Annotated in this window: 26 protein-coding genes and 2 pseudogenes; 9 read left to right on the top strand and 19 right to left on the bottom strand. The window is 38.2% G+C overall.

From position 1 onward, the window contains the following. Positions 1-87: 87 nt before the first annotated feature. On the top strand, positions 88-213 hold the full coding sequence (locus VP97_RS24895; RefSeq protein ID WP_425388443.1) for a DUF7660 family protein: 126 nt from the start codon (positions 88-90) through the stop codon (positions 211-213). 126 nt (positions 214-339) lie between these two features. On the opposite strand, the gene VP97_RS04855 is transcribed toward VP97_RS24895, so the two are convergent. From VP97_RS04855 to VP97_RS04845, 3 genes are all read right to left on the bottom strand, one after another. After that, on the bottom strand, positions 340-561 hold the full coding sequence (locus VP97_RS04855; RefSeq protein ID WP_050180564.1) for a hypothetical protein: 222 nt from the start codon (positions 559-561) through the stop codon (positions 340-342). 236 nt (positions 562-797) lie between these two features. After that, on the bottom strand, positions 798-1,265 hold the full coding sequence (locus VP97_RS04850) for an immunoglobulin-like domain-containing protein (RefSeq protein ID WP_050180563.1): 468 nt from the start codon (positions 1,263-1,265) through the stop codon (positions 798-800). 91 nt (positions 1,266-1,356) lie between these two features. Continuing rightward, positions 1,357-1,809 (bottom strand): hypothetical protein, encoded by a 453-nt coding sequence (locus VP97_RS04845; protein WP_050180576.1) that lies wholly within the window; start codon positions 1,807-1,809, stop codon positions 1,357-1,359. A gap of 209 nt (positions 1,810-2,018) precedes the next feature. On the opposite strand from VP97_RS04845, the gene VP97_RS23710 reads away from it, so the two are divergent. Then, a complete protein-coding gene (locus VP97_RS23710; RefSeq protein WP_156153417.1) occupies positions 2,019-2,168 on the top strand; it encodes a hypothetical protein in 150 nt (49 codons plus the stop codon). A gap of 49 nt (positions 2,169-2,217) precedes the next feature. Here VP97_RS23710 and VP97_RS04840 read toward each other — a convergent pair whose 3' ends face one another. Further along, positions 2,218-2,766 carry an MEDS domain-containing protein gene (locus tag VP97_RS04840; RefSeq protein WP_050180562.1) on the bottom strand — a complete coding sequence of 183 codons (549 nt, stop codon included), beginning with the start codon at positions 2,764-2,766 and terminating at the stop codon, positions 2,218-2,220. Between the two features lie 40 nt (positions 2,767-2,806). Further along, on the bottom strand, positions 2,807-3,403 hold the full coding sequence (locus VP97_RS04835; RefSeq protein WP_050180561.1) for a site-specific integrase: 597 nt from the start codon (positions 3,401-3,403) through the stop codon (positions 2,807-2,809). A 911-nt stretch (positions 3,404-4,314) separates the two neighbouring features. On the opposite strand from VP97_RS04835, the gene VP97_RS04830 reads away from it, so the two are divergent. Further along, positions 4,315-5,628, top strand: a complete 1,314-nt coding sequence (locus VP97_RS04830) for an Nramp family divalent metal transporter (RefSeq protein WP_216594915.1) — start codon at positions 4,315-4,317, stop codon at positions 5,626-5,628. Between the two features lie 19 nt (positions 5,629-5,647). After that, positions 5,648-6,077: pseudogene (locus VP97_RS23180) on the top strand (NAD(P)-dependent oxidoreductase); the annotation flags it as partial. 227 nt (positions 6,078-6,304) lie between these two features. Here VP97_RS23180 and VP97_RS04820 read toward each other — a convergent pair. The 5 genes from VP97_RS04820 to VP97_RS04800 form a co-directional block, all read right to left on the bottom strand. Continuing rightward, positions 6,305-6,751 carry a GNAT family N-acetyltransferase gene (locus tag VP97_RS04820; RefSeq protein WP_050180559.1) on the bottom strand — a complete coding sequence of 149 codons (447 nt, stop codon included), beginning with the start codon at positions 6,749-6,751 and terminating at the stop codon, positions 6,305-6,307. A gap of 241 nt (positions 6,752-6,992) precedes the next feature. Then, entirely contained in the window at positions 6,993-7,469 is a 477-nt protein-coding gene (locus tag VP97_RS04815) for a small integral membrane protein 15 (RefSeq protein WP_245629837.1), read from the bottom strand. A 75-nt stretch (positions 7,470-7,544) separates the two neighbouring features. Beyond that, positions 7,545-8,117, bottom strand: a complete 573-nt coding sequence (locus tag VP97_RS04810; RefSeq protein WP_050180557.1) for a hypothetical protein — start codon at positions 8,115-8,117, stop codon at positions 7,545-7,547. Between the two features lie 563 nt (positions 8,118-8,680). Beyond that, positions 8,681-9,193, bottom strand: coding sequence for an SRPBCC domain-containing protein (locus VP97_RS04805; RefSeq protein ID WP_050180556.1), 513 nt, complete (start codon positions 9,191-9,193; stop codon positions 8,681-8,683). A 143-nt stretch (positions 9,194-9,336) separates the two neighbouring features. Continuing rightward, on the bottom strand, positions 9,337-10,218 hold the full coding sequence (locus tag VP97_RS04800; RefSeq protein WP_050180555.1) for a PhzF family phenazine biosynthesis protein: 882 nt from the start codon (positions 10,216-10,218) through the stop codon (positions 9,337-9,339). Between the two features lie 273 nt (positions 10,219-10,491). Between VP97_RS04800 and VP97_RS04795 the strand changes: the two genes are divergently transcribed. Beyond that, on the top strand, positions 10,492-11,121 hold the full coding sequence (locus VP97_RS04795) for a LysE family translocator (protein WP_050180554.1): 630 nt from the start codon (positions 10,492-10,494) through the stop codon (positions 11,119-11,121). Positions 11,122-11,339: 218 nt separating this feature from the next. Here the strand turns inward: VP97_RS04795 and VP97_RS04790 are convergent, their stop codons facing one another. From VP97_RS04790 to VP97_RS04775, 5 genes are all read right to left on the bottom strand, one after another. After that, positions 11,340-12,101, bottom strand: coding sequence for an SDR family oxidoreductase (locus VP97_RS04790; protein ID WP_050180553.1), 762 nt, complete (start codon positions 12,099-12,101; stop codon positions 11,340-11,342). A gap of 465 nt (positions 12,102-12,566) precedes the next feature. Continuing rightward, positions 12,567-12,722 (bottom strand): DUF1540 domain-containing protein, encoded by a 156-nt coding sequence (locus VP97_RS23175; protein WP_082220231.1) that lies wholly within the window; start codon positions 12,720-12,722, stop codon positions 12,567-12,569. Positions 12,723-12,971: 249 nt separating this feature from the next. Continuing rightward, complete coding sequence (locus tag VP97_RS04785) at positions 12,972-13,523, bottom strand: ferric reductase-like transmembrane domain-containing protein (protein WP_050180552.1); 552 nt, start codon at positions 13,521-13,523, stop codon at positions 12,972-12,974. Beyond that, positions 13,481-14,413, bottom strand: a complete 933-nt coding sequence (locus VP97_RS04780; protein ID WP_050180551.1) for an FAD:protein FMN transferase — start codon at positions 14,411-14,413, stop codon at positions 13,481-13,483. Before VP97_RS04780 ends, VP97_RS04785 begins: the two co-directional genes overlap by 43 nt. Continuing rightward, positions 14,410-14,670: a hypothetical protein gene (locus tag VP97_RS04775; protein ID WP_050180550.1), complete on the bottom strand. Its 261-nt coding sequence runs from the start codon at positions 14,668-14,670 to the stop codon at positions 14,410-14,412. Before VP97_RS04775 ends, VP97_RS04780 begins: the two co-directional genes overlap by 4 nt. 286 nt (positions 14,671-14,956) lie before the next feature. Here VP97_RS04775 and VP97_RS23170 point away from each other — a divergent pair, with 286 nt between their 5' ends. Then, positions 14,957-15,337 carry a YmaF family protein gene (locus VP97_RS23170; protein WP_082220235.1) on the top strand — a complete coding sequence of 127 codons (381 nt, stop codon included), beginning with the start codon at positions 14,957-14,959 and terminating at the stop codon, positions 15,335-15,337. A gap of 217 nt (positions 15,338-15,554) precedes the next feature. Here VP97_RS23170 and VP97_RS04770 read toward each other — a convergent pair whose 3' ends face one another. The 4 genes from VP97_RS04770 to VP97_RS04750 form a co-directional block, all read right to left on the bottom strand. Further along, positions 15,555-15,767, bottom strand: coding sequence for a hypothetical protein (locus VP97_RS04770; protein ID WP_050180549.1), 213 nt, complete (start codon positions 15,765-15,767; stop codon positions 15,555-15,557). 1,049 nt (positions 15,768-16,816) lie between these two features. Next, complete coding sequence (locus VP97_RS04760; protein ID WP_050180547.1) at positions 16,817-17,695, bottom strand: cation diffusion facilitator family transporter; 879 nt, start codon at positions 17,693-17,695, stop codon at positions 16,817-16,819. A 465-nt stretch (positions 17,696-18,160) separates the two neighbouring features. Next, the gene (locus VP97_RS04755; RefSeq protein ID WP_050180546.1) at positions 18,161-18,559 is read right to left on the bottom strand and encodes a GNAT family N-acetyltransferase; all 399 of its coding nucleotides are present in this window, start codon (positions 18,557-18,559) and stop codon (positions 18,161-18,163) included. Positions 18,560-18,844: 285 nt separating this feature from the next. After that, positions 18,845-20,059 carry a DUF3221 domain-containing protein gene (locus VP97_RS04750; RefSeq protein ID WP_050180545.1) on the bottom strand — a complete coding sequence of 405 codons (1,215 nt, stop codon included), beginning with the start codon at positions 20,057-20,059 and terminating at the stop codon, positions 18,845-18,847. Positions 20,060-20,581: 522 nt separating this feature from the next. On the opposite strand from VP97_RS04750, the gene VP97_RS04745 reads away from it, so the two are divergent. The 3 genes and pseudogenes from VP97_RS04745 (at position 20,582) to VP97_RS04740 (ending at position 22,266) form a co-directional block, all read left to right on the top strand. Continuing rightward, on the top strand, positions 20,582-21,475 hold the full coding sequence (locus VP97_RS04745; protein WP_050180544.1) for a DMT family transporter: 894 nt from the start codon (positions 20,582-20,584) through the stop codon (positions 21,473-21,475). 197 nt (positions 21,476-21,672) lie between these two features. Next, positions 21,673-21,936, top strand: a pseudogene (locus VP97_RS23165) (CPCC family cysteine-rich protein); the annotation flags it as partial. Between the two features lie 45 nt (positions 21,937-21,981). Beyond that, complete coding sequence (locus VP97_RS04740) at positions 21,982-22,266, top strand: colicin immunity domain-containing protein (protein WP_050180543.1); 285 nt, start codon at positions 21,982-21,984, stop codon at positions 22,264-22,266. The last annotated feature ends 153 nt before the right edge of the window (positions 22,267-22,419 follow it).

The following is a 22,419-nucleotide window of genomic DNA, read 5'->3' as shown; positions in this document are numbered from 1 at the left end:
ATATTACAAATTACTGAACCATTATCTATATTGCATCAATAAAGGATGGATTTAAGCTGAGTGGGACAATATTGCGCTTGAAGTTATTTGGAGGCTATGAAAGCGCGGATTACTGACATGGATGGATACTACGAAAGCACAGACCAGCCTACAAGGAAACACCCTTCTTGGAAATTTATAGCGGTTATGCGCTGCCTCAAGGAGTATGAGTAAATGTACGGTTGCTTAATGGTACGTCCATATGAATAAGCAATGCTGCTCTTATCTTAAGCAGCAGTTGACCAAAATGATGCAATAAAAAAAACCTCTAAAAAGTAATTAGCGGTTTAATGAAGCTGCTTATTCACTTATTATTCTTTCAATGACAGTTGCCGCTTCTTCTATATCGGCATAATATTCAATCGTTTGATTTTCAAGAAATGTTAATTGTATGGTTTCAGTGTTTTTTTTGCAGCTAGCTGTTAAAAAAGCTTGTCCATGTTTGCTAAATGTATGAGTAATCTCAACGGAATTGAAGTAGCACAGCATTTGTAACATCTCTTTTAAATGATTTAAAGACATTTTCTATTGTCTCCTTTCCCATTCAAAGGAAAGTGACTAAGAAAAGTCAAAAAGGATCCAGTGGATGTATTTAATTATCAATAAAGTATAACACAGATTTCGTTCGTTTACTTAACATTACGTTCATATAATGGGCAGAAGCACTCTGCGAATGGGTATCAGGGGATCGAAACTGTTGAGTAAATGACTATGTCCACAGTTCACCAAAAAGAGAAAGAACCTAAAACGGCTCTTTCTCATTCTACCACTTCAAAGGGAGCAGCGAGCCTTTCAACAGTAGCTCGGTATTGACCTGGAGTCAGTGCGTATTTCAAGTCGTTAATATCCAGACCAATAGACGATTCACCAGGAGGATGAATGATTCCTTCCTCTGTGAAAAATTCTGCTTTCATTGGGACCTCATACCATGTACCTTCTATATTTTTTTCTAAAAAAACCTGAGTACCTGTCATGAATTCTTCATTGCTGTCATTTTGAATTTTAATGATTATTGTTTCAACCGACTGTGGATATTGAGCTTTTTCTGTTGTAATGGAAATACCATTTTCCGAACTTGGGACTTCTTGAACAGCAGCTTCCTCAGTAAGATAGGAATCTGAATCTGTCTCCAAATCTTTGTGAGCTTGAGAGTTGTCGGATTGGCAGCCCGTTAAGAAAAGAAGAATTGCTATAAAACAAAAAGTAATGAACGGCCGTTTATTCATAGCTGAAATCTCTCCTTCCTCTCTTCATTATACCAATAATTGGAGGAGGAGAACAGTGATGTCGGTTAGTCAACAGTTCGTCCAAACTGTTTTATTTGTACAGGTTAAAATTTGTTTTCTTCGGCGTTACGGATTTGGTAAATGCTATGTCTTCCTCACTGAGATTTGGTGCAAAAAACGCTGTTCCCCAATGTTCAGAATGAAGAAGAGTCACCTTGTTTCGGCTTAAAAAAATTGAAAACCATTTTAATTTCCCGTTTATTTTTACGTTCTTATACAACAGATGGTTTAAAATATCTTCTGTTTTGCTTCCTTTGATAATAGTAATATCCCTTCCATGTATTATTTCAGCAGAGTCTTTAAATAACAGGTTCGTTTCCTTAATAATATCTTTCTCGTCATTCCAGCAATGAATTTCTATAGTGTCTGATTGCTCGATAAAGGTTCTCATTAAAGGAACCCAGTAATCATAATTATCAGGATTTGGAAAGACATCAAACTCCTCAGTAAATGTCGGGACAGTAAAATGTAATTGATATTTCATTTTTACCATTTCCTTTGCTGCTGATCTTTATTCTCTATACATACGTTGTAGCTCAGCATTTGGTTGAATTCTTCCATGCTTACGATTCTGCTGTCATGGTTTTGTCGCCTTTTCGGAAAATAAAAAGACGCCTTTACCGCATAAAATCGGTAAACACGTCTTTTGCACGACTGTAAAAGGTAGACTTTCCCCTTGAAAGTTACGTTTAAATGTCGCAAAATACAGGCATCAATGTAACAGAAGGGCAAATTCAGGTATTTACCGTGGCGCTATCACGGTGGACGATTGTAAAAGGACGGCGACCCACTTACAACACGCTTTTGCTTTTTCCGCTCGATTTAATTGATTTCTATTTATAGCAAACTTTCAGAAATTATACAAGACATGGAAGCATTCGTTTGATTTTCTTTAAACCTTCATAATTTCATCATCAGTCATAAAAAATTCATGAGATTCTAATAACGTTCTTTTAAGAGATTCCGAAACACGGCTGGCATCATAAGCACAAACAGATGCTATGTGATCTAAAAAGAGCATTTGATCCAACTTTTTCTCATATATTTCTATTTCTCGATCAAGCTTATGCTCTTTTCCCCATTCTATGTGCCCCCATGTTCGGACTGGCACTTCCTTTTCAACCAAAGAATCTACCGCTTGCCTGCAATGCTTCATAAGAGCTTCAGGATGAAAAGTCCCCTTTGAGAAATAAAAATCAAAATTATTCGAGTAACATATTCTATTCATTTGCTCCGAATTTAAAAGAGACTGCAGCTTGTCCTGAATTAAACAATACAGCCTACTGTTTTCCGCAACAAAAACCTGGCCACCCTGCTCAATGCCTGCCATAATATAAGCTACGGCATTCTCCACGTATTTATTTGTATCCTCAAAATAATAAAAGATATGCCCCTGTACTCCCTGTAAATCTTTTTTCAATTGCCGGGTTTCTTCCAACAAAACAACAACCTCCAGTAAAGTCTATTGATGTGACGTGCCCTTACAGAGAAAATTCTTCAAAGGCTTGATTTACCATGTCATCGGTAAAGCCAATATAACGCAGCGTGACAGAGGGTGCTGAATGACCAAAGATCTGTTGCAGCATGGCCACATCTTTCGTCTGCTTGTAAAAATGATATCCAAATGTTTTACGCATCGTGTGCGTCCCGATGGCCCCTCGAATGCCACACGCGCGTGCAGCGCTGTTAACGATCCTCCAGGCTGTTTCACGCCCGATTGGACTTGTTCCTTTACCTTTACGGGAAGGGAAAAGAAAGTCAGAATCAGCCATTTGGCGCGTGTATTTTTCGATTTCCTGTTTCAAGGCACCTGTCATCCGAATTTTCCGGATTTTTTCTGTTCTTTTCTCTTTTACTTGTAGATGATCTGTATTCCGTACATCCATTACTCGCAGCCCTACGATGTCACTAATGCGAAGCCCTGAATTAATACCGAAGGCAAATAAAAAATAATCCCGATAAGATTTATGAAGCAGATATTCTTTCATTGCCTGGATTTGTTCTGGATCCCGGATTGGATCGACCGTATTTTGTCCTTGCTTTTCTACCAAAAAAGACCCTCCTATTTTATTTGTCATGTGATATTAAATGTAATATTATTATTCAACATATTGCATTTCAATTCCTCCTTTCTAACTAAAACAGGCGCCATCCCTTGATCATTAAGGGATGACGCCTGTTTTCTTTTGTGCGTTTAAATGCAACATAATACCCTTTTTTTATGTTGTATTCAAAAGCGATTTTTATGTTTCACTTTTTCAACTAATGCCTTAGTTCAAGAAAAAATTCATCAATAGCTATCCTATAAAAATGTAATGCAATAATAAAGAAAATGAAGTAAGGACAAGTTTCTTAAGGATGATCGTTTGTATTCAATTGGACTTATGCAGCCCAGTGTTCCACCAACTCGCAGCTTGTTAAACCAGTTAACATCATCACTGATTCAAGCGTAAGATGCTCGAAACGATCAAACTTCTCTGGCTGACAAACTCTGTTTTAATGATTTAATAAACATTAAATTTATTGACTTACAATTTAATTTGTCTTACCATATAAAAAGTGAAATATTCAAATAATTCTTATTGGAAGGAGGTTTCATCCTGATCGTACAACAACAGTCAAAAACTAATTTAATGTAAGAGTCAGCTTTTAAACTTAAACCTTTTTTTATTCACTAGCTTTATTCTCCTTTGGATATTCAAATTACCTCTCACTCATCAATAAGGAGAAAAATGAAAACTTCTTAGAATATCTCTCAATCATACTTTTCACGAACCATTCAAATTCGGTCCACCAGGTCATCCATATCAATACGTATATTTAAATTATTATTGGCCTTAAGAGAAATGAATTACTTAGGAACACCTAGCTTTAAAAAATTCTTCGGAATTTGATATCAATCTTTAAGGTCGGTGCTTATGTCGAGATGTACCATGTTTACACAGCAAAATTGAAAGCGTATACACAATATTGGAATGGAGGAAAGTCTGTGAAAAATCAATCTAACCTTGCTGAATCTACTGTAACCAGTCCTGAGATTGTCAAAGAAAAAGGGAATGTTATAACGAGATTTGCCAAAACGTTTGGCCCTGGTATTCTGGCCGTTTTAACATGGCTTGGTGCTGGAGATTTAGTAACCTCTTCTGTTGCTGGAGCAGATTATGGATATAGCTTAATGTGGATATTAGCCCTGTCCCTGATGCTTCGTTTTCTTATTGTAAATGTCATTGCCCGTTTTCAGCTGTGTAATACAGAAGGTCTTACCCTTCTTGAGGGCTATGGACGCATCCATCCTTTCTTTGCTTACTTCCTTTTTGGTTATGCTTTAATTATGGGTCATTTATTTAATTCTTATATGCTTAAAGGAGCCGGAGAAGTATTATCTACTCTTCTTCACATCAATCAACCTTTTTTAGGCTCGGTCATTGTAGTTGTATTGATTTTGCTGTTAATTGGAAGAAACATTTACAATACGATTGAGAATGTAATGAAAGCTATTTTAGGATTACTGACTCTCGCTTTCCTTGTATTAGCCCTTCAAACAAGTCCGGATGTGGGGCAAATATTGAAAGGAACAGTTGGTTTTAGCATCCCAAGTGATACAGGTGTTCACGGAGCACTTTTGGTTGCGATTTCAATCATTGGTGCAGTGGCTGGATCTATCTCTAACTTTGTTCACCCTTATTTTATGAAAGAAAAAGGCTGGACGACGCCTGCTCATTTAAAAATTCAACGAAATGATTTATTGTTCGCTATTGGTGTATGTATTGTTATTAACCTGGCAATTTGGATTATCGGTGCAGAGATATTAAGACCAAATGGCATTCAGGTCGAAACCATTGATGACCTGGCTAAAGCTTTGGAAATGGCATTAGGGCAAACAGGCTGGCTTATTTTTTACCTGGGAGTTTTTGGTGTTTTATTTGCCAGTATTGTAGGTAAATCTACAGGCTTCCCACGCTTAATTACAGATGCTTATTATGTCATTAACAAGGATCGGAAGGAAAAATACGAAGGTCAATACAGTAAGGACCCTATGTATAAGTGGATCATGCTTTTTGTACTCGTTACGCCAATTATCTGGTCTATCCCGGGCATGCCTGGTTTTATTACTCTGACAATCGCTGTAAATGCATTAAACGTTGTCGGGTTCCCTGTCATTGCTATCGGTATGTTAATTCTTTCTAATAATAAAAGCTTGATGGGCAATTACAAAAACAATTGGTTTGAAAACGTATGTCTATTCCTTGCATCAGGCTTAGCCATATGGTCAGCTGCTCAATTGCTTATCAGTTTTTTTTAAACTAAAAAATGGGTAACCAGCAGAACAAACATATAATGCTACTTATTGTTCATTGGAAGAATTGCTACAGCAGTCTGATTATGTATGTTTAATGACGCCATTAACACCTTCACCTGAAAAGATGATGGGAAAAAGAGAATTCGAATTAATGAAAAACACCGTCATTTTTATCAACGGCTCAAGAAAAAAACGGTAGGTGAAGAGGCCTTGATTTATGCTTCACAAATAAATGAAATTCTTGCTGCTGGTCTTGATGTGTTTGTTGAAGAGCCTATCAGAACGGACAGCCCTTTACTTTCCATGGAAAATGTAGTGACTTTGCCGCACATCGGATCTGCTACCTATGAAACCCGGTTAAAAATGGCTATGCTGGAGCAACGAATGTAGTGGCGGGATTACAAGGGAAAACGCCACCAAATTTGATTAAAAGTAAAGTGAGTATTAATTGAATGATAGCTTATAAATAGAAAATCGCTAAAAGCAAATAAAACTCGTCCAAAAGAAGACTTTTCTCATTAAGGTAAAGTCTCCTTTTGACGAGTTTCTTCTATAATTACAGGGATTCTTTAGTGTTACAATACATCCGAAAAACAACATGATTCTCCTTATCTTACCCTCAGAAACAAGCTTCATGGTTCACTTATTTAACTAACGCCCCCCTTATAGTTGAAGAAGGTTATTCAGCTAAATTTAATTCATAATGATAAAATTGGGAATCCCTTTCGTATCCGTTTTTTTCATATAATCTTTGAGCAGAATAATTATCTGGTGCTGTACTGAGACTAAGGCTTTTAGCACCTGTTTCAATTGCGTATTCTTTTGCTTTATGTAAGAGCATTTCTCCTACTCCTTTTTTTCTTGCATTTGCATCAACATATAAGTCATTTAATATCCAGGCTCTTTTCATAGATATAGATGAAAATGTAGGGTAAAGTTGAGTAAAGCCGACATAGTTTTGTTTGTCTTTAACGACAAATATAACGGACTCCCTGCTTTCTATACGTTCTTTTATGTAAGTCTTAGCACCTTCTAAACTAGATTCTTGTTGATAAAACATCCGATACAAATTAAATAAATTTGACACTCCTTCTAAATCTTCAATTGTAGCTTGAAATATTTTCATAATATCTCCCACCTTATAAACAATTTCCTTTATCAAAAAATTTTACACTAAATTTAGGATTTTTGTTCTTATATTATTCTGCTTCGTTGTTTCAATAAGATGAATTACAAAAATCTCTTCATGATTGCACTTAAATTCAGAAATGACCCAAATTCTAAAGATTTGGGGCGTTCTTAATACAACATAATTCCCTTTTTTATTGCATGCTGTTTTACTGATCAACAGTAGACCAAAACTTTGATTAATGTAATTTGCCTGTTTTCATTGTTCTTTTCCAGGAAAGAACTCCAACAATGACACTGAATACATGAGTTAGCAAGAACGTATAAACGTTAAAAAACAAACTGTTTGTATACTGATTAAGCCAGCCAAAACGGTAAATTCGTGAGTTTTCATTGGCTGGAGAACCTCCTAGTGCAGCTATAAGTTCGTTCGCATAATCCGTAATGGCAAATAATAAGAACAGGCTGCTTACCAAACAAAGAATTAAGACGAGTACAGTTAGTTTTTGGCTGCTTCTTCCTGCAAGTATCCGCTTTGTTATCTTCACTGTCGCAAAGCAGCTTGCAATGAAAAATGGCGATAAGCACAAAATAACCAGCAGCCCAACATTTCCATTTCCAGAAGTAACATTAGGAGGCATCGTAAATACTTTTTCCAATACTATAAATCCGGAGAATGAAACGACAAGGAGGATCACCCAGATCATATATTTCATTTTTATATTCCCTCTCTTTTATACGTACCGAATCTATTACATGTTCGTACAAGGAAAATATGATCTCCCAGCGAATTATTTAAATTCATCTCTTCCAACATAAATAATCAAGCCCCACTTTGCAGCCTTGACGCCTTTCTCGGATAGGGATGTTTCGGCCTCATCTGTTAAGATCATACCCCAGACAGCCTGTTTTTCACCTGGAAGCAGCGGTGTTTCGCTCATAAATATTGTGCCGTAGGAGGTTGAGTTATACCTTGATGCAGGTTTTGGTAAGCCATGTGAAGTAGAGCCATTATTCGTAGAAATAGTGAGCGTAAGGCTCTCCGCCTGATTGATTGACGGGCGAACCGAAAAAGCAACAATCTCATTTGTACTGCTACTCGAAAAAGAACCGGATGATTGGATTCTCTTTCCATTCTGCCAAATTTCATAAGTGACCATCACTTTAGCCGGTTCACTCAAGCGGACGGCATCTCCTCCAATGATTGCTGTATGAGCCAGCAGGTGGCGCGAATCTTCTTTTGGAAACAGTTCATCATCGTATAATATCAGCTTCCCCTCAGTTGGTTCCGTTTTTGCCGATTCGCTGCATCCGGCCATTATCAAGCCAAGGGATAATAAAAAGATCGTTACTAAAGACCGCATTGTTCTAGGCCTCATTTCTGTTTTTACTTTACCTTTATTTTCAAAAAAAGAACAGTTCATTCAAGTAAACAGTTTTTCCAATTATATCATTAGTTGGCAGGGAGATTACAAATAGAATTAGTCAACAGTACATCCACACTATATATTAAAAGCCCCGGCTGCCTTTGACAGCTGAGGCTTTTCCAACACAACATAATTTCATTTTGTTGCATTAAGGAGCGAGCTTTATGGTTCGCTTTTTCAACTAAAGCTCCAGTTAGCTTATGTGTCATAATTCACAAACACAATTCTTGTTTGATAAAAAAAGCAATCCATATTTGATGGATTGCTCAGACTGTAGACAAATGATTAATAACCGTCACATGAATTGGATAGATCGGCGGCGTCCGGGCAGCCCCGCGAATGCCGCTTTTTCTATGCTTCGGCTAAGAACCGTCACACATAAGGGATCAAGCCAGACCTAGAATATCCATAAACGTTTAGACTCTGAAGTTGATTTAGCTTGACAATATCATATTTCAACAAAATGAAAAGCAATCCATATTTGATGGATTGCTTTCCTATTATTTTTTAATCGAGTCAAGATGCTCTTCTAAACGATCCCATGTTTCATTAATTCCCTGCTCCATTCCCATATCGAGGACAGATTTTAATGCTTCTTCAGAAGCGTATTCTGCACGATTAGTGAGCTTTGTTTTCCCTTCAATTTCTTCAAATAATAAAGTGCTTTGAGTTGCAGGCATCCCCTCAGCTTCATTACCTTCTGCATCTGAAAAATAATCAATATAAACTATCTTTTCACCCTGAAGAATTTCTTGGTATACTCCCTTTCCCCAGGATTCAAAGCCAAAAAAGTCACCCTGATTCTCGTCCATACACTTCATACAATAATGCCAGACTCCATTTACTCGAAAATCAATATCACATACTGTTAAAATCCAACCACGAGGTCCCCACCATTTCTTTAGATGTTCCTCTTCTGAAAAAGCCTGGAATAAAAGAGTTTTTGGAGCATCAAATTCACGTTCTAATACAAGTACGTTTCCTTCTACCCTGGAGTTCATTTGAGTTGACATAAAAAACCTCCATAGATTTCTTATTTTTGGATAGCTTCTGTATGTTCCTCTAGCTGGTCAATAGACTACACTATTAATATATATTCTTGAAAACATTCCAGTTTCCTTCTCCAACTAACATGCCCTTTCGTTAAAAAAGAAATTTATAAAAACCATTCACCCTGCGCAATTTTTTCTACCTTGCCTCCTACATAAACACTTATTCTTCCGTTTTCGTCACTTGCCTTTAGGAATAATAAAGAAGGTCTTTTTATTTCATATCCCTGCTCTGCACGAATATTGATCTCACTTTTTTCGAAGAAACGGTACTTAACCAGGTAGGAGGCTAAACAGCCATTCGCACTTCCAGTAGCTGCATCTTCGGGAATACCATAATAATCTGCAAAGTCTCGAACATTAATATCATTTTCCGAACTATATGCTTCAGGGCAAAAAACCATAATGGCTTTTGCATCTGTATATTCAATTAACTCAAAATACTTTTCCTTATTTATCCTTACTTTTTGGGCCGCTTCTAACGATTTTAAGGGGACAATAATAACGGGAAGCCCTGTTGAAACCTCTTGAATAGGAAATTGATTATCTATGTACTCTTTATTAATATTTAAAATCTCAGAGATTTTATTTGCTTCTAGGACCTGTCCAAAAGTTGGTTCATTTTGTTTCATCCAAATTACTTCATTTTGATTATCGAATTCTACTGGTATCTGCCCAGCTTTAAAATTTAACAGAAGTTTATCAAGGGGGTTTTCTAATAATTCGTTTTGAATAACATGTGCCGTTCCCAGAGTCGGGTGTCCAGCAAACGGAACTTCTTCATTAGGAGTAAAAATACGAACATCATATCCTTCGTCTTGTTTTACATTAGATAAAATAAAAGTAGTTTCAGAATAATTAACCTCCCTGGCTATTTGTTGCATTTCATGATCAGAAATATTTCCAGCATTTTTAAAAACAGCTAGTTGATTACCTGTATATTTCCCTTGTGAAAAAACATCAACAATAGAATAATTTATTTTGTTCAATAATTCCCTCTCCCTTATATCATTTTGTAATATTTAACTAATATAATCTTTATTGGTTATTAGTTTAATAGTAAATTGAAAAAAACTTAATAAATTACTCTGCTCCCCAAAAGAAATGCCGTAGCATCTTCCGTTTTAAACATGAGCCGCCTTTAGTCCAATAAGAACTACAAACAAATAATGTTCATGTTCAATTAATAATACGGTTTATATATAATACAATGTAAGCATTACATACTCAGTACTTATCATAATCAGAAAGGGAATATTAAAATGGAAAACTTTTATCTGTTTGTTATTATGTGTATTCTTTTAATTATTTTACCCGGTCCCGATACTGCAATTGCTACAAAAAATACGGTCACCTTTGGGAGAAACGGGGGTCTTAAAACAGCGTTAGGTACTTGCTGTGCCCTTCTTATCCACACTTCTGCTGCTGTATTAGGACTTTCAGCCATCATTGTGAAATCAGCGTTATTATTTTCTGTCTTCAAATACGTTGGTGCTGTTTACTTAATTTATCTGGGTGTTAAGGCTTTATGGTCTTTACGGAAAAAGGAAGAAGCCGCAAGCGTTGAGGTGCACACAAAAAGCCAGTTTGAAAACAAATCCTGTTTTAAACAAGGATTTCTTACCAATATCCTAAATCCTAAAGTTGCTGTTTTTTTCTTAACCTTTTTGCCTCAATTCGTGGACTCTGGAAGCAATAACTTTTTACCGTTTCTTATTATGGGTATTACCTATACTGTATTGACTGCCGTATGGTTTTTACTTTATGTCTATTTAATTAATCAGATTAGTGCTTTTATGAAAAAACCTAAAACACAAAATATGATTGAAGGAATCACAGGCACTATACTCATAGGCTTTGGTATAAAACTAGCTCTTGAAAAAACTCAATAATTAAATGATTTTATTTATAAAGTAAGACCCTTGATCTCCTTAAATCGAAGGGTCTTATTATTTGCCGGTATAAATGTCTTTATCAACTTTGTTAAACTAACCCGCTCCGATTGTTCAATAAAAAAAGGAGGTACCGCAGTTACCCCCACTCTTCATTTTAAGCTCCTTCAAGTACGTGTTTTTACAATCGCCACAATAACCTTACACATAAAATATCCTCAATCTACCTTATTACTTAAATATTCCTCAAATGTGATTTTTCCTGCTTTTTGAATGGAATTGGTATTTTTTCCATCGAGGAAAGATCTATATAATTTTCCTGGAAAGGAGATGCTTACAATTTTATTTGTTTCATTATTTACTTTGATTTTCAGTTCAGCCATTTCTCTTAAGGTCATTATATCCGGGCCGCCAAAATCGTTCGCTCTGCCTTGTGGACCACTATCCACTAGACCTATTAAATGATTGGCAAATTCATTTACATCGACACTTTGGCATTGAATGTTTCCAGGAACAATATATCTTTTAAAGAAAGGTTTTGATAGAAATAAATGTTCAACAAAGTGATGGAACTGAGTTGCACGTGCAATGGTATAAGGGATAGAACGATTCTCTAATAAACCTTCTGCTTCATATTTTAGCTTGTAATAATTGAATGGTATTTCATCTATGCCAACAATTGATGGATAAATAAAATGTTTTATGTGCTGAGCCTTTCTTAAAAATTCCTCAAAACCTGAAACCTCCACGTTTTTTGAGTTTTTAACCGGGCTAGTTGCTGCATGAATAATGACGTCTACATCCTTCACTGCTTCTTCTATACCCTCACCAGACAATAAATCGCTATAAACCCACTCGAATTGTCCTGTTTCTTCAGGCTTTCTTCTCGAAGTTATTTTAACTTTATAATCAGAATCCTTAAGTTGATGCAGCAAAGCTGAACCCAGTTGTCCTGTTGCACCTGTAACCAATATCCTCAATTACAACACCCCTGTTTTTTGGATTATCGCTGTATTCTAATATTCAGATGTTAGGATCTTTATTCAGTTAATCTGCCCGGTTAGTTCAATAGAACATATTATAAAAATCTCCTCGTAACAATATCATACCTCTTATATTGGATTCATTTATTATTAAATTTTTATTTTGTAATTGTGGCTACCATTCTGTTACATAGGTGAGAGGAAAACGAAAGGAGGGGTCGTGGAATGTTAAACGTTTGTCAAAATCATATGAAAAATGCTTTAAAAGACCTTGATGCCTTTCATGTAAAAAAGGCGAAGGAAAAAACCTAATCTGTTCATTCTTTCATAAAGAAGCGGAGGCGAACATTTTTGTTCAAATCCTTTCGCCAGAAAAATTGCTGCAAAGTGAATGAGAATGATACTTATTGTCAATACTAAGAGTAACAAAGGGTAACCAAATAAATGATTACCCTTAAGAGATCAAACTTCTGGTACAAACGTTTTACAATCTGTCTCTTCACTCTGAGACGCCTGTTTGCCTTTATGGCTTACAACATAAATAGCATCGGCACTGCATTTGTTTCCTGAAGCCCAGTATTTACAGTTATTAACTTCACACAAAACATCTTTCGCCATCGTATCACACCCCCCTTTTTTGTTATTGTGTACAAGTTTCGGGATGCTGATACTTATTTGAATGCCTTGGATGAAACAGAAAGGCCCTATCATGAAAAAAGGATCAATCCTACGCATAAAGGTCTTTATTATATTGGGCTTTCTCGTAAACCGCTTTGCCCTCTACAATTATTTGTGGGTCGGGCAAAGCTGCTAAAAGGATCATTCATCATTTTCGACTGCCTTCCATAGCCCAAAATCTATACTTAATCATCCTTTAACAGCATGACGGCCCTTCCGCATAAAAACGACACTTACTCTTTTTAGAAATAAAGCTGCCAGCACAAGCAGTAATGTGCTTGCGTACATGATCGTAATGGGCCCAGCTGTACTGTCCGAACCAATCAACAGGCCGTGAAAGAGTGCCAGCAAATACCCTGGCAGTGCAAACAAATGAATTTTTTTCCAAAGAGAGTGGCCTACTTTCTTCATCATATCCGATGAAAGCAAAATCAGAAAAACACCATAAAGCGCCATTGTGCCGATCCCTGTTAAAATCCGGTGTTCGTCCGACAAAAACGGCACAAACACCTCATACCATTGGTAGTTTACGTACGTATCGAATAGAAGAATTACACCGTGGAAAATCATGATCAAAAAGGCGATCCATCCTGTAAATTGGTGAAAGAAAAACAATGACCCTTTCCACCTTTTCGGAAAAATGGGTGCACTGTGAAGAAGCCCTACAAATACAGACAAAAATATTAAAAAGAAAGACGTCAGGCCTGAAGCTCTTGTCCATTCCCACGTTGTGATATCCATGCTGTTTTCACTCCTTCACTGAAATCATTTATATTATCTGTAACCAAAATTTGTTTTTGATCTGTGATAATCATTGCCGCTGCCTGGATCCCTTTTTCCTTCAGCCAGCGTGCTCCTGCCCCGGCATCCATCATGCAAAGCACCTTCGCATACACTTCGGCTTCTGCTGTGTTACCTGCCATAACAGTTGCTTGAACAACATTTGATCGGGGATTCTCTCCGGTCTGTCCATTTAAAATATGATGGTATTCCCCATTTTTCGTCTGCCAGCGCCGGTGCAGCACATTTGATGTCGCTATGGCGCCTGATCCAACCGTGATCTGTGCAATGTCCGTTGTTTGTTCAAAAGGATTCATGACACCAATGACTTGCGGCTCAGAAAAGGAAAAGCGCATATCACCGCCCCCATCTATAAAGACATTTTCCTTGTTTGTCATTTGAAAAATTTGATCAACACTCCAGCCTTTCACAAATCCGCCAAGATCCATTTCTACATCCAGCACTTTTTTCACCATCGGTTCATCCGGATGAAGCAAAATTCCGCCTCGCTGATAGGCGGGCGCCGTCTTTTTCTCCACTTCGGGCTGTAAATCTTGGAAGGACCGATCATATCCGAGCGCTTTTAACTGAGCGCCTAAAAATGGCTGAAAAAGTGACTCTGTTTTCACCATGTAACACAGCACTACCTCTAAAATAGAATAAAGCTCGACTGAAATGGGGATCCATTCATCACCTGCCGGATATACGTTCAGCCTTGAAATATCACTATCCGTCCGAAAGCGTGAATAGCGCTTTTCAGCTTCAATAAGCCAACGCTGAAGCGTCTTTGCCCGCTCAGCTTCAATGGTAAAGACAGAGCCCATACAAGAAAATTCGAGCCGGCTGATCATGACCGGCCCGTTCTCCGGTCAGACGGCTGCATGCCCTGGTATTCCTCTTCTTCATATGTGCTATCGTCAGAAACAACAGATTCCTCTTCCTCAAAAAGCAACACCTGGTCTGTTGAAGAACTGTCGGTCTGCTCCGCTACTACAGCTGTATCCTCCCCGCTCTCCACATCATGGTTTTGTGTGAATCCAATAAACGTTGCTGCTGTTAGGGCTGCTGCTATGCCTGAACACCACTTTGCGCCTGTTTTCTTTTTCATTGTTTTCCTCCTCGATCTACTCTTTCTAAGAACAAGATAACAAGGAAAAATGAAAGAACGGTGAAATCGATGGGAGAGATTGATTTTTTTTGGAATGAAAATGGCTTGATCTTCAAGAGTCCCAGAGCATAGATTCTTTTGCTAAGGAGTTAGAAATCGGCTTCATATTTGTGTCTAACTTTTTAGGTTTAAATCAAAAATCGATTTTTCGATTTAAAATATAGGAATGTGTAGACTTTGCGTTCATAACATAGAAGGAGCGATAGGAAAGGTGGTAACAATGCGTATGGAAATACCGGTAACTGGATTTATGATTGATTCAGATGATCCAAATTCAGATTCCAGCCATTCTCACCACTTGTACATTACGACATGGAACGGTCAGCCCGTTCATAACCATCATTTTTCAGGAGTAACCTCTTTTAACGATGGTCATCGTCATCAGTATGCCGGTATAACGGCACCTGCTCCTACTGGAGTACCCCATACTCACCGATACTTTACGGTTACTTCATTCGATGATGGACATGAACATGAAATTCGCGGAGTAACTGGTCCAGCTATTCCTCTGCCTGATGGCAGACATTATCATACCTTTCAGGGAGTAACGACCGTTGACGGTTCTCATCCCCATTCCCACAGATATAGTGGCAATACTAGCGTTTAAAACTCAAAAACGGCTGTCGGATAGTCCGACAGCCGCTTTCACTGTAATGGATCATTATCAGTATCTGCCTGAGTAATCCCCATAGGATAGCCATATCCAGGTCTGTGATAATAGGGATATTCACATAACATTGAATTGAATAAAAAAAGAGCAACCCGTGCAGGCTGCTTCTTTGTGAAAGTAGCTCTATAGCTTTTTAAAAGACGACATTTTATATTTATCTGTCACAAAAGTCTCTTTCCATCATTTTTAGCCTTCTTTTCATATCTCGGATATCTTCTTTCATATCTCGAAGATCATCTTCCATCCGTTCAAGCTCTTTTTTCATTCGTTCACGCCGATTTCTCCGGTTACGGTCACGGTCACGGTCACGGTCGCGGTCACGGTCGCGGTCACGGTCACGGTCGCGGTCATTGCAGTTCAAGCACATATCATATCCCCCCTTTTCATTTTTATTGCCTTACACTGTTAGAATATGAAAGAATACTAGATTTGCTTGGGAGATTATCCACAATGTAAGTTATAAGTAATAGAAAAAAGAAAGCTTGCAAAGATCGCATGTAAGCACAAAAAGATTTAGTTCTAAAAGATGCTTGACCTTTCCACGGACAGTTAGCCATTAATGAAGCACACTCTAAGAATGATACTGCTCATTTATATGGAAGAACTATTGAAATTGTTATGCATTCTATTTAAGATCCATTAAGCGATGGACTAATATCTTAAAAGAAAATGTAAAAAGACGATTGCTTTTAAAAAGCAACTCAGTGTGTAGAAAAAGTCTTTCTCTTTCAAAAAAAAGAGCCGATAAGTGAAACCGGCTGGACTTCGCGCACCTTAGGGCAGTGCGGGATCTCCCTCGGCAGCGCCTGCGGGTCTCCCGACTCACTGTACTTTCCCGGGAAGTCTTCGTCCGGCAGTCTTCACTAAATAGTGTTGAAAATCAATAAACAGAGGCTGCTGAATAGACATTTTCTCTTTTTCAAAAAAAAACGCGTCCCCATTAGCCTTATACAATCTCGTTCCAAGCCACTTGGCGGCGTCCGGGTCAGCGAAGACTCCTATGGGACTAGCTGGCAGCAGAGACCGGCTGCGCCGCCGATCTATCCCATTCATGTGCACAGTCATCTATCATTTGTCTACCGTCTGACTGCCTTTTGTAATGTCCAGCATCCAAACACTTTTTGCAACAAGGCTTATAATGGTAGCAACAGAAACAGGTCTACCTGTATATTTATACTCTTTTTTTTTTTTGCTCCGGATGCAGAATGTAAAAAAAGCCAAAAAGCAGCTGCCCCTCGGGAAAGGGGACAGCTGCTTTTTGTCGCGAATGTATGCGTTAAAGAAAACGAGGCAAAACCAAAAAGCTGGCGAAACCTTTATAACAGAACTATACGATGAACCGGCAGGGCTTATGCTCATATATAAAAATAATAATGGCCAGGTCAGCCATCACGATTATGTGATTTATTCTTTACCTTACTGCATATATAAATTCGGTTCTACATGCACGTGTACTTCAATTACGTCATGCTCCTTCGTTAGTGCATCTTCTACTTCCATTGAAATATCATGGGCTGCCCCGATACCTAATGTAGAATTAACTAAAATGACGACATCGACCACAGAGCTGCTACCATATTTCCTTGCTCGTATCGTTTTGATTCCTTTTACACCAGGAATGTCAAAAATCGATTTTTTGTAGACTTCAAGCTGATTCTCATCATAACCGTCCGTTAAATCATGAGAGGCTTCTCTAAAAATTTCCCATCCTGTTTTACAAATAAGCAGGCCGACCACAACGGCTGCGACAGGGTCCAGCCAGGGAAGACCAAATTGAGCCCCAAAAATACCAACTGCTGTTCCAATACTGACCCAGGCATCGGATAAATTGTCTTTTGCCGCCGCCATCACAGACTGGCTTCTGATTTTTTGTGCTAATCTTCGGTTGTACCGGTACACTCCATAGATCACTGCCGAACAAAAAAGGCCTGTCCATGCAGCGATGGAATCAGGTGCCTCTGTTGTATGATCGAAAACCGATAAAACAGCCGTATATAAAACCTGAAGACCTACCGCAACCATAATAAATGCCGCCACCAATGAAGCAACAGGTTCTGCTTTCCAGTGCCCATAAGGATGGTCACTGTCTGCAGGTCTTTGAGAGATTTTCAATCCAATTAACACAGCAACAGAAGCGATAATATCCGTTGTATTATTTAAACCATCCGCTTTTAAAGCTTCGGAGTTTGCTATGTAACCAACTGCTAATTTAAAAGCAGATAAGCATATATATACAAAAATGCTGAGAATAGCTCCCCGTTCCCCCAGCTTTAAATCGAGATATTTTTGATCCATATTCTTTCCTCCGGCATTTACTTCTTTAACATCGTACCAGAGCCCATTTGAGTGGGTCTACAGCAATCTTTTTGCCCTTTTTAATAAAAATAAGCCTGTACAAATAATGTTTCTCAAAGCAAACAATCTGAAAAGTCACACAAAAAAGAAGAGATCAAGATGTATATCTTATATATGTCTAACAGAGCATACCTTTGGATTGGAGTTCATTTCACTTTTTAAGGGGGACAAATGATGAAGAAGGAAACCTATTATAACCGGAAAGATCAGCATTAAAAGTTATAACAGGTTACCCCTCTCTACATGATGGCTAATCGTTTTACGAATGAAAGATAAATCTAATAATGCTGTATTAACAATGCCCCATCTTAGGGTGATTCTTTTGTTAAAACAACAAAAAAGGAACCATGTTTTTTTGGGGGCCTTCGAGCATAACAGCATTCACTTTATGCTGCATCCTGCTTTTTATGTTCGTGTCATACATTGGGTTTCTTTAAAATTAAATTTTTTATAAAAATCATGAGCGTCTGACGTCGCAAGTGCAAATTTGGTATGTGTTATTTCTGGATGTTCTAAAATACATTCCATTAACCATTGACCTATACCATTTCTTCGGTATCTTTCATCAATTACCACATCCAGCACCCAGGAGAACACGGCTTTGTCCGTTACAACCCTGGCAAAACCGATTTGTTTATTGTGATGATACACACCAAAAGAAATCGAATTTTTCATGCTGTTTTCAATTGCTTCTTTCGTTCTTTTGGAAGCCCAATATGTTGATGAAAGCAAGTATGAAACGGTATTTATATTCATTAAGGAAATCTCATCGCTTACAATAAACTCACCTTTTGACCACTTCATACTTTTCCTCCATTCCCTCATACCAACAATCATTATCATTCTTTCTGGAAGCATTAAATCCCTTGTTAAACAAACCTGTCCAGTTAAAAAAACCTCAAATCCTGGGGGTCTTGGGCATTGCCAATACAGCATAAACACTTACATTATGAATTCCATTGGATAAGCAGAAGCCGCTTTTCACCAGCCTTTATCATGAAAGATCGTCTTGACTCTGCAGGAAACAATGAATAAATGAAGCGTTTCATTAACATTTGATCGACAAGGTAAGCGGCCTGAAATAAACTTTTATTTCTGGTCTGCTATTGTAACATCTGTGTCAGCGAGTTTGGGTCCCATTGAGCTGACAAATGTGAGGGTCCACTCGTCCCTGTCTTTGTTATAGGTAATGTTGCGAATACCTTCTGCGTATGAATCTTCCCCTCGCTGTTCGATCGCTTTTCGAACCACCTCTTCTTCGGTTAAATCCGCGCCTTTTGGCTGATAGGCCGGCAAAACAGTAACAAATTTAGCTCTGCCCTGTCCCGGATAGGATTCAGCGATTGGTCCGGATGCTTCGACCATCACCCGCTGGCCGACCTTCAGCTTTTCGTTTGCTTTTGGAAATGAGTAATAGGTGGCATCGTAATGCTCCTGCTCTCCGGTTCCTGAAAAATCATACGCTTTTGAGCCGACAATCAGCATGCTGTCCTCCGATACCTCCATGACCCAGCTTCCTTCTTTTGTTTGTTTGTGCGAAACGGGCTCTTTCGGATATTCCACATCCGGCTCTCCCGGAAGCGGAAGCATTCTTCCTTCCTGCATAAAGTCCATTTCATAATCGGAAAACGTCTCCTTCAGCTTTTCCATCTGCTCGTCTGTTAAAAAGTCATGCCCGATTTCAATGGTTCTCGTGATCGTATCCACGCTCATACTCAGTGCCACCCGCTCCGGCTCCGGCATTGCGTCCTTCATCGGCTTGATCGCTTTCGACACTTCATACATGAGATCCTGGTTGTCCCGATCACTGTATTCGCTCTCAAACAAGTGAATGTATTTGGCCAAAATTTTGCCTTCATCGACTTGTTTTTGCAGCCGGCGAGCCAGCTCCTCCGCCCTCTCATCCGGATTTTTTATGCCGACCCAGACACCAGATTCCCGGGCACCGGATTCCTGATTTTTCAAGTACAAAATACCATGCTCATAAAAATTCCCGTAAATATGTTGGATCGCGTCCGTTACCGCGTTAAATTCAATGGACTGCACGCCATAATCTTCTTTCAGCTCCGGCGTCACTTTGCCTAAATAACCGCCTGTCAGTGTCTCGTCCTGCAGCACCTTTTCGAACGCCGCATCGCGAATTGCCGTTTCATCTGTTGTCTGCTCCAGCTCCACAAACACCTTTTTCTCCTGTTCCGATGCTTGCTCCTGCCCTTTTGGCTCTTCTTCTGGTACTGACGGAGCTGCATCACTACATCCAGCAAGCAATGTACCCACTATCAGCCCCAGCGCGATTTTTTTCATCGTAATGGCCCCCTTTCTATCCAGCATACCACCGAAAAATGAAAATTTGATAAGAATTGTAGATTAATTCCAAAAACATGTTTTTCCCATACCCATGAAAAGGCTTTGTCACGCTTTAAAATTTAGCCCCTGTATTTCTATTTCAGGCTTTTCAGTCAGCTGTCAGCTAATCTTCAATCCGTGAATAGTGTTGTTCCTTTATAGGGACGAACTGTTGCGTAATAACCATCTTGTTTTTTCTTATTGCACTCGCTAGTCGGATAGGTTTTTATATTGTACACTGAGAGAATAAAAAGATTGGGCCATAAAAAATGATTAACTTTTTATCATCAAAATATGCTAATAGAAACAGGGGGATTATGATGTCATTATCAAATATAAATCTATACACTTGGAAGCCGTTTTCAACATCACCTCCGCCGTTTACTCCAGCTGTTGAGTCAGCACTGAATAAGCTTATATTAAAAACAGATTAAGAATCTGCGGAATATAAGCTGTTTCGCAGATTCAAAGGAGTAGACGATGAAACCTGAAATTCAGTTTATATTATCAATGATTATTTTCGGTACAATTGGTTTGGTTGTACGATACATTGATTTATCTTCGAGTGAAACAGCTTTACTAAGTAGTTCCATTGGGTGTCTATTTTTAACGTTTGTATTTTTCATGATGAAAAAATCTATTCCATGGAAATTAGTGAAAGCCAATGCTTTCATTTTATTTCTTTCGGGTATTGCATTGGGTGGAAATTGGATCTTTCTTTATCAATCGTACGATCATACGACAGTCACTAACGCAACATTAGGGTATTACTTTGCCCCTGTGTTTGTCATGATTCTCTCCCCAATTATCCTTAAGGAACAATTACCTCTCAAAAAGATGGTTTGTATTGGTGTAGCGATACTAGGTATGTTATTGATTGTTGGAAACGGCATCAGTGCATCTGGAAAAGAGGACTTGCTGGGGATCTTTTTTGGATTATTTGCAGCTGCATTTTACGCTGCATTAATGTTATTAAATAAATTCATTTACAATATGGACAAGCTAGAAATTACCATCATCCAGCTTGGAACAACTGCGTTACTTCTTTTACCATATGTGCTTTTTACTGAGAGAATCAGTATTTTAGAAGTAACAAGATCATCCATTCCTTTTATCGTCCTACTAGGGATTGTAAACACAGGTATTGGATTTTGGTTATTTTTCTCGGGAATGCAAAAACTAAAGGGGCAGAGCATTGCCATGCTAAGCTATGTAGATCCATTCGTAGCGATCTTGATTTCCGCAGTTATCTTGCAAGAACAAATGACAGCTGCTCAAATGCTTGGTGGGACGCTTCTTTTAGGCTCAACATTTGTTAGCGAAAATAAATCCATTAAATTTCCAAAACGATTCATGAAAGTCCCAATTAAATAACGTACAAAACAGCGAGAACTATTTGGTTCCCGCTGTTTTTATATGAAAATTTACTCAACAGTATCGGTCAACTGCTATCTAAGTTAATGTTAGTACGGTTGCTCATAAAAATAAACTACTATGTAAAGCGAGTTATTTCATGTATATAGTAGAATTACGTCAAAAAACACATAGAAATTATTGAGGTGAAAATATGAAAATATACTTGCCCTTGTTGTGGATATAAAACATTAGATGAAGAACCGACAGATACCTGCGAGATTTGCCAAATATGCTTTTGGGAAGATGATGGTGTTCAATTTAGAGACCCCGACTTTGAAGGTGGGGCAAATGATGTTTCGTTAAGACAAGCACAACAAAATTTCATTAAGTACCGGGCCTGCCAAGAGGATTGTATCGAATTTGTAAGAAAACCGAACAAGCAGGATGTAAAAGATTTTGATTGGAAATTGTTAAGTTGAAAATTGTGTGTTAATTAAAAGAGCGAGAAGAAAAGGAGGAGGAAGGTGAGCGTTTATAAATGTAAAAAGTTAATAGAGGATTTTTTAAATGATGCTATTTCGGTGGAAGAATTTGAACAAACTTATTTTGAAACTTTCTTGAAAAAGACAGGCGGTTTAAGCGATGAAATATTTCGCCCTTTAAATGATGTGTTCGAATCGGTTGATTGTTATTGGCATGAGTGTCTTCCAGGTCAAGAAACCGCTTTTGAAATTTCCGAGCAGCAATTAAGAGAAGAAGTACACGAGGCACTAGTAAGATTAAACAAAGCGCTGGATATTTATAGATGAGTGATTTACCTACCACCTGTCAAAAAGTCCCACAGGCGCAGCCGAGGGAGCTTCCGCACAGCCCTAAGGTGGGCAAAGTCCGCCAAGTTTCACTTATCGGCTCTTTTATGAAAAAGACAGACTTTGTCTACAAACTGATAGAATCATAATAGT

The sequence above is a fragment of the Domibacillus robiginosus genome (assembly GCF_000966195.1).
Lineage (GTDB): Bacteria > Bacillota > Bacilli > Bacillales > Domibacillaceae > Domibacillus > Domibacillus robiginosus.
This window is presented reverse-complemented; position numbering and strand designations above follow the sequence as displayed.

What these genes read in the sequence shown, in the direction of transcription:
- VP97_RS23170 (WP_082220235.1), top strand. Translation starts at nt 14,957, where the DNA reads ATGGAAATACCGGTAACTGGATTTATGATTGATTCAGATGATCCAAAT.
- VP97_RS04820 (WP_050180559.1), bottom strand. Translation starts at nt 6,751, where the DNA reads ATGAAAATATTTCAAGCTACAATTGAAGATTTAGAAGGAGTGTCAAAT.
- VP97_RS04745 (WP_050180544.1), top strand. Translation starts at nt 20,582, where the DNA reads ATGAAACCTGAAATTCAGTTTATATTATCAATGATTATTTTCGGTACA.
- VP97_RS04785 (WP_050180552.1), bottom strand. Translation starts at nt 13,523, where the DNA reads ATGGATATCACAACGTGGGAATGGACAAGAGCTTCAGGCCTGACGTCT.
- VP97_RS04850 (WP_050180563.1), bottom strand. Translation starts at nt 1,265, where the DNA reads ATGAATAAACGGCCGTTCATTACTTTTTGTTTTATAGCAATTCTTCTT.
- VP97_RS23710 (WP_156153417.1), top strand. Translation starts at nt 2,019, where the DNA reads ATGTCGCAAAATACAGGCATCAATGTAACAGAAGGGCAAATTCAGGTA.
- VP97_RS04805 (WP_050180556.1), bottom strand. Translation starts at nt 9,193, where the DNA reads ATGTCAACTCAAATGAACTCCAGGGTAGAAGGAAACGTACTTGTATTA.
- VP97_RS04835 (WP_050180561.1), bottom strand. Translation starts at nt 3,403, where the DNA reads ATGACAAATAAAATAGGAGGGTCTTTTTTGGTAGAAAAGCAAGGACAA.
- VP97_RS04855 (WP_050180564.1), bottom strand. Translation starts at nt 561, where the DNA reads ATGTCTTTAAATCATTTAAAAGAGATGTTACAAATGCTGTGCTACTTC.
- VP97_RS04755 (WP_050180546.1), bottom strand. Translation starts at nt 18,559, where the DNA reads ATGAAGTGGTCAAAAGGTGAGTTTATTGTAAGCGATGAGATTTCCTTA.
- VP97_RS04770 (WP_050180549.1), bottom strand. Translation starts at nt 15,767, where the DNA reads ATGTGCTTGAACTGCAATGACCGCGACCGTGACCGTGACCGCGACCGT.
- VP97_RS04815 (WP_245629837.1), bottom strand. Translation starts at nt 7,469, where the DNA reads ATGAAATATATGATCTGGGTGATCCTCCTTGTCGTTTCATTCTCCGGA.
- VP97_RS04750 (WP_050180545.1), bottom strand. Translation starts at nt 20,059, where the DNA reads ATGAAAAAAATCGCGCTGGGGCTGATAGTGGGTACATTGCTTGCTGGA.
- VP97_RS04795 (WP_050180554.1), top strand. Translation starts at nt 10,492, where the DNA reads ATGGAAAACTTTTATCTGTTTGTTATTATGTGTATTCTTTTAATTATT.
- VP97_RS04845 (WP_050180576.1), bottom strand. Translation starts at nt 1,809, where the DNA reads ATGAAATATCAATTACATTTTACTGTCCCGACATTTACTGAGGAGTTT.
- VP97_RS04810 (WP_050180557.1), bottom strand. Translation starts at nt 8,117, where the DNA reads ATGCGGTCTTTAGTAACGATCTTTTTATTATCCCTTGGCTTGATAATG.
- VP97_RS04775 (WP_050180550.1), bottom strand. Translation starts at nt 14,670, where the DNA reads ATGAAAAAGAAAACAGGCGCAAAGTGGTGTTCAGGCATAGCAGCAGCC.
- VP97_RS04780 (WP_050180551.1), bottom strand. Translation starts at nt 14,413, where the DNA reads ATGATCAGCCGGCTCGAATTTTCTTGTATGGGCTCTGTCTTTACCATT.
- VP97_RS23175 (WP_082220231.1), bottom strand. Translation starts at nt 12,722, where the DNA reads ATGGCGAAAGATGTTTTGTGTGAAGTTAATAACTGTAAATACTGGGCT.
- VP97_RS04760 (WP_050180547.1), bottom strand. Translation starts at nt 17,695, where the DNA reads ATGGATCAAAAATATCTCGATTTAAAGCTGGGGGAACGGGGAGCTATT.